Raw genomic sequence first — 5,808 nt, forward strand, 5'->3', positions numbered from 1 at the left:
AGTTGCTTCACATCAAGCGTTTTTTGGAAGGGGGTACCCAGAGGCCGTCAGTCCGGCCGGGTCTCAGCCCGGGGCCACAGGAGCCGCCACCGGGACGCACCACCACCGGCCCGTCGGCCGGCGGCGAGGCCCGCGCCCCCATCCCCCGCCCCCATGCTCAATGGCGCCGAAGGCGCGAGACGAGACCCGCACCGCGCCACCGGCCCCAGCACCGGAACGCGGCCACGACGGTCACACGTTCCCCGGCAGACGGTCGAAATCGCCCCGCTTGAGCCCCCGGATAAAGGCAGCCCACGGGGCTGGCTCGGTGGCGATGACGACCGCCGGATCGTCGCTTTCGCGGATGAGTATGAGGTCGGGAGACGGCGCGGAGACCTCGACACACTCCGCGCTGACTTGACCACTGCTGAAGCTCGACTTGCGCCAACAGGACATGCCCAGGGCTCCCCTTCACAAGGTGTACAGCAAGTGCTGGATGAGCTGGAGTGAATCCCTCTCGGTATAGCACTCGCGTTCGCCCCGAGGGGCAATGGGCGGCAGGGCCACCGCGCTGAGATGCTCGAAGGCCGAGTTGTACTGGGTCAGATGCTCACGGTCCCCCAGGAAGACGGATGAGACCGGATGCTCGACGTAGACCGTGCTCAGTTCGGGGACGCGGCTGTCCAAGATGCTGAAGGGGGCTCCCGGCGTTGTCGAGTTGACGTCCGACTTGAACGGCAGCAGCTGAATGCGCACGTGAGGCAACTCGGCCATCGTGACAAGGTGCTCGATCTGGCGGCGCATGACGTCGCTGGGCACGAACTTCATCAGGAGGGCGGCTTCATGGATGACCGCATGGAAGAGCTGCGATCCGTTGGCCAGCACGTGCTGTCGTCGCTGCCGGAACTCAACGCCTGCGTCGATCACTTGCGGGCTGTCCGGCTGGCCGCTCTCGAAGAGGCAGCGCATGTAGTCCGCCGTCTGGAGTAGACCCGGCACGTACATCCACTGGAACGAGCGGTGCGCCACGGCACTCGCCTCCAGTTCCGCGAGATCGAGGGCTCGGGCGTTGTGGCTGGCTTTGTAGGGCGACCACCACCCCCGACCCGTGGCCTGACTCAGCTCGCACAACCCATCAACCAAGGGATGGCTTGTGCAACCGTATGCCGCCGCAAGGGCTCGCAGTTTCCCCTCCGGGATGGCCGTGCGACCCGTCTCGATGTGACTCATGTGCGCTCGCCCGAGTCCCGCATGGGCTCCCGCCTCCGTTGCGGACAAGCCACTCGCCTCGCGCAGCTTCCGTAGCTCCTCACCCAGCCGTCGTTGCCGTTGGGTCGGGTTGGCCCGCAGCCCCATCGCGCGACTCCCTTCGTGGATCAGGCGCAGTCTGCCCGCTTTTGCGGCGAGCGGTCCACTCGGGAGAGGGAATTTCCGACATTAGGTTGCGCTAGCTAAACCGACATCTCTACCGTCGAAGGCACATCGCCCAACCGGCGTCCGCCGAGCGGCCGTTGGCCGAAGGAGGCAACATCACCATGAGCGCCCAGTTCCCCCGCGCCGACTTCTCCCTCGTCTTCCCGCCCGACCCCGGATGGGTCCGTACCGCCCGAGAAGCCGTCCGCACCGCCCTGCGCACCGCGAACCGCACCGACTTAACGGATACCGCTCTGCTCCTGACCTCCGAAGCCGTCACCAACGCCGTCAACGCCTGCCGGACGAACGGCTGCTCGGCACCCGTCACCCTCTACGCCGAGTGGGGACCGTACGGCACCTTGCGCGTTCTCGTGAGCGACGACGCCCCCGGCCTCCCCGCCCAGCGCAGCCTCGCCCGGGACACGGCCGACGCCGAGAACGGCCGAGGGCTGCTCATCATCGGCAGCTCCGCCACCGACTGGGGCGTCTGCCACCACGGACCGGGTCCCGGGAAGGCGGTGTGGTTCCAGGTCAACGGGGCCAGTTCATGAGCGGTCGAGTTGCTCAAGCGCCGCCGTATACGAGAAGGCTCGGGGCTCGTCTCTCTCACTTCGGGGCCGCGGGACGGGTGTGCGCCACCCGCGGGGCTACGGTGACGCCACAGCTCCCTGTCCCTCGGCGCCTGGAGGTTTGTGTGCGGTACAAAGGACCGCTTCCGAAGCGACTCACCGACCGGGTCAATGCGTGGATGGTCGGGCTGCGCGCCTCTCCGCGGTGGGGGCGGTGGGTGAGCGGGCGGCTCACGGTGGTGACCTATACGGGGCGGCGGTCGGGGCGCAGCTTCAGTACGCCGGTCGGCTATCGGCGCGCCGCCGACGGCGTCACGATCGCCGTCGCCATGCCCGAACGCAAGCTGTGGTGGCGGAACTTCACCGGTGAGGGCGGGCCGATATCGCTGGACCTGGACGGTGCCGACCGGACCGGGCATGCGGTCGCCCGGGTGGACGGCAAGGGCCGCGTCACCATCAGCGTGCGGCTCGACCATCCGCCCGCCGCGAGCAGCCGCTGACGCCCACGGAATTGCCATGGCCCCTTCACTTCGTGCGCCGAGCCGCTGAGTAGGATCGGCGGCCACACGGGGGAAGGTCATAAATGAAACAGTTGATGGGCGGCGCGCGCCGCCGGGCCGTGTCGATCGGTGGCGCCGTCGCGGTGCTGGTGGCGGCCGGGGTCGGGACCTGGGCCACGGACACCTGGCCGTTCAATGGGAAAGACAGCTACTGCTGGGGTGCGTGGAAAGAGGACAGCGGACCGGAGTTCCTGAGCGGCGAGGCACTGGACGAGGACAACGCGAGCCGTACGTCCAAGGAGACCGCGCCGACACCGCGGCAGCCGCGCGGGCGGTGCACCGTGGCGCTCCACTCCGAGCGCTACAGCAGCGATGGCGACAAGGTCACGGAGGAGACCGAGGTCACGGTCGTCTACGGCCCCGCGCCCGAGGGCGCCGCGCGGCGCATGGAGTGGATCGGCGGCTACCTCGGCGACCGGGCGATGCCGCTGCCCGACGGGCTGCCGGGCGCCACCGACGGCCGTCATGCGCTGCTGGTGCTGCCGAAGGAATGCGACGCCCGCGACGGACGGCCGACCGCGGTGACACTCGACTCGATGGCGCGGTCGGTCTACAGCGACTCCACCATGTCGGGCGACGCGGGGCTCGGCGGCTCCCAGTCCGTGGCCCGGTTGCTCGTCGCGGCCGCCAACCGCGCGATGGAGAAGGCGGGTTGCGCCCCGGCGAAGCCGCTCGAGGCCGTCTCGCCGATGCCCACACTGCCCGAGGACGATGAGGACTTCTTCACCCGGGCCTGCCGGATCAGGGGCCTGGAGTTCGGCAAGGAGGCGGCCCGCGACCTGGAGTACCAGGTCGGCGCGGTCACCCGGGATCTCCAGTCCTGTTCGGTACGGACGCAAGCCGGTGAGGGCCGGTACTTCGACGCCCTGATGGTCGCCCAGCCGCGGCTCTCCGCGCTGTTCGACGGGGCCACGGGCAGCAAGGCACCGGCTCGCGGCTGGCGCGGTACGGGGGTCTTCGCCGACGACTACAAGGTCGTACGGGCCGACTGCGCGGGGCGCCCGCTCACCGTGCTGATGCTCGCCCCCTCCCCGCACGAGACGACTCCGTACATCGCCGCCTTCGCCAACGCCGTGGCGCGACGCGTCGGTTGCGCGCCCGTCGCACCTGGGGGTTCCAGCCGATGAACGACTCCGAGAGCAACGAGAGCAACGAAACCAACGAAACCAACGAAGGCAACGAGAACAGCACCCGCGTTCCGCTGCACGAGCGGCGCCGCCCTTGGTGGCACTGGCAGCGAGTGGCCCGCTCCCGGCCCCGGCTGGCCGTGATCATGGCCGTGGCCGGAGCCGTCGTGGGAGCGCTGCTCGGCGGCGCCGGGGTGGCCTGGCGGGCCGAGGCGGGTCCGTTCGCGGACGACCGGGCCTGCTGGGGAGCGTTCAGCCAGGACGATGCGGCGGCCCTGTTCGACGGCGATTCCGGCGGCGAAGAGGACGTCAAGAGCTCCGAGCTGCCCATCACCAGCGATCGCGTCGGCGCCGAGGGCTCGTCCGGCCAGTGCCTGCTGACCTCCGACGGATCGCGGATCACCGTCCAGACGCATCAGCTGGACCCCCGGTTCGGCGGCGCGGGCGACCAGTGGGCCGATGAGTTCCTGTCCGCGCGGCTCACCCCGCTGGGCAGCGGGCTGCTGGGCATGGCCTCGGACACCCGGGCCTGGCTCGCGGTGCCGGACGGCTGCATCGGCCGGCCGAGTCGGCTGGGCGCCACCGACGGCCCCACCGTGATCGACCTGGCGACCGGCTGGACGATCTACGACGACGAGGTCAACACGGAGGCCCGGGATCGACTCGCCCGTGCCGTGGTCACCCTGGTCAACCACTACATGGCCGACAAGGGATGCACGGGCACCATCGCCGACCCGACGGGCCGGATGCCGGAGCCGCCGCGGTTCCTGGACGAGAAGAAGGACGCCATGTGCGGCGTCAAGGGGTTGCCGCTCCCCCGCGACTACGCGCACGGCACGCTGGGCCGCACCCTGGTCACCCGGGGCGCGGGGCCGGTGCGCACCTGCGACCGCCGGGTGCTCTTCGACCATCCCGAACTGCGGCTGATGACGGTCGAGGACCCCCGGCTCGCGGTGCTCTACGAGCAGCTGTCCGGGGACGGCGCCAAGGAACGGGTCAAGGCCGGTGGGCAGGACGGAAGCGGCTTCGTCCGCGACGACATGGGGCTGTTCCAGGCCGAGTGCCAGACTGGCCCGGTCACCTTCCTGATCCGGGCGGACAGCGGCCGGCGCCCCGCCGACATCCGTACGCTCCTGCCCCGCTATGTGGCCGCGAAGGCGGATCGCATCGGCTGCGGTCCCCTGCACATCACGCTGCCCGCGGAGGGGTGACCCGGGCCGCGCACCGCGGGGTTCAGCTCTCGTAGTCGTAGAAGAGCCGCTCCACCACCGCCCGCGCCCGGCGGGTGGTGCGGCGGTAGTCCTCCAGCATCTCGCCGACGTGGCCGGGGCCGTAGCCCAGGTAGCGGCCCACCGCGGCCAGTTCGCGGACGTCCGTCGGGAAGGTGTCGCCGGGGCGGCCACGGACGAGCATCACGGCGTTGCGGACGCGGCTGGCGAGGATCCACGCCTCGTCGAGGGTCTGGGCGTCCTCGGTGGAGATCAGCTCGGCGGCGTGGGCGGCGGCCAGGGCCTCGCGGGTGCGGGTGGTGCGCAGCCCGGGCTCGGCCCAGCCGTGGCGCATCTGGAGCAGCTGGACGGTCCACTCGACGTCGCTGAGACCGCCGCGGCCCAGCTTGGCGTGGGTGGTGGGGTCGGCCCCGCGCGGCAGCCGCTCGGACTCCATCCGGGCCTTGAGCCGCCGGATCTCGCGGATCGCGTCCTCGCCCAGCCCCTCGGCCGGATACCGCAGCGGATCGATCAGCTCGATGAACCGCCGGCCGAGCCCGGGGTCGCCCGCCACCGGCTCGGCGCGCAGCAGCGCCTGGCTCTCCCAGACCAGCGACCAGCGGCGGTAGTAGGCGGCGTACGAGGCGAGGCTGCGCACCAGCGGCCCGGACTTGCCCTCGGGGCGCAGATCGGCGTCGATGAGCAGGGGCGGGTCCACGGTGGGGAGCTGGAGCAGCCGCCGCATCTCGTTGGCCACGGCGAAGGCGGCGCGGGCGGCCTCCTGGTCGTCGGCCCCCTCGCGCGGCTCGTGGACGAAGAGCACATCGGCGTCCGAGCCGTAGCTGAGCTCATGGCCGCCGAAGCGGCCGAGGCCGATGACGGCGAAGCGGGTGGGCAGCTCATCGCCCCAGGTGTCGCGGACGGCGGCGCGCAGGGCCCCGGCGAGGGTCGC

The 5,808-nt window shown here is 71.0% G+C and carries 6 protein-coding genes and 1 pseudogene; 4 read left to right on the plus strand and 3 right to left on the minus strand.

Annotated features, from left to right (window positions below):
- Window positions 1-231 precede the first annotated feature (231 nt).
- Window positions 232-435 carry a DUF397 domain-containing protein gene (locus GWI24_RS39435; RefSeq protein WP_210950840.1) on the minus strand — a complete coding sequence of 68 codons (204 nt, stop codon included), beginning with the start codon at window positions 433-435 and terminating at the stop codon, window positions 232-234.
- A gap of 15 nt (window positions 436-450) precedes the next feature.
- On the minus strand, window positions 451-1,335 hold the full coding sequence (locus tag GWI24_RS39440; RefSeq protein ID WP_210950841.1) for a helix-turn-helix transcriptional regulator: 885 nt from the start codon (window positions 1,333-1,335) through the stop codon (window positions 451-453).
- A 179-nt stretch (window positions 1,336-1,514) separates the two neighbouring features.
- On the opposite strand from GWI24_RS39440, the gene GWI24_RS39445 reads away from it, so the two are divergent.
- The 4 genes from GWI24_RS39445 to GWI24_RS39460 all read left to right on the plus strand — a co-directional run bounded on the left by GWI24_RS39445 (window position 1,515) and on the right by GWI24_RS39460 (window position 4,859).
- Window positions 1,515-1,943, plus strand: a complete 429-nt coding sequence (locus tag GWI24_RS39445; RefSeq protein WP_210950842.1) for an ATP-binding protein — start codon at window positions 1,515-1,517, stop codon at window positions 1,941-1,943.
- Window positions 1,944-2,086: 143 nt separating this feature from the next.
- On the plus strand, window positions 2,087-2,461 hold the full coding sequence (locus GWI24_RS39450; RefSeq protein WP_210950843.1) for a nitroreductase/quinone reductase family protein: 375 nt from the start codon (window positions 2,087-2,089) through the stop codon (window positions 2,459-2,461).
- 83 nt (window positions 2,462-2,544) lie between these two features.
- Window positions 2,545-3,648 (plus strand): hypothetical protein, encoded by a 1,104-nt coding sequence (locus tag GWI24_RS39455; RefSeq protein WP_210950844.1) that lies wholly within the window; start codon window positions 2,545-2,547, stop codon window positions 3,646-3,648.
- Window positions 3,645-4,859: a hypothetical protein gene (locus tag GWI24_RS39460; RefSeq protein WP_210950845.1), complete on the plus strand. Its 1,215-nt coding sequence runs from the start codon at window positions 3,645-3,647 to the stop codon at window positions 4,857-4,859. The genes GWI24_RS39455 and GWI24_RS39460 overlap by 4 nt, the downstream gene beginning before the upstream one ends.
- A gap of 22 nt (window positions 4,860-4,881) precedes the next feature.
- Here GWI24_RS39460 and GWI24_RS39465 read toward each other — a convergent pair.
- A pseudogene (locus tag GWI24_RS39465) lies at window positions 4,882-5,808 on the minus strand (bifunctional glutamine-synthetase adenylyltransferase/deadenyltransferase); the annotation flags it as partial.

The sequence above is a fragment of the Streptomyces sp. MK37H genome, from assembly GCF_018035285.1.
In the GTDB taxonomy this organism is placed as follows: Bacteria; Actinomycetota; Actinomycetes; order Streptomycetales; family Streptomycetaceae; genus Streptomyces; species Streptomyces endocoffeicus.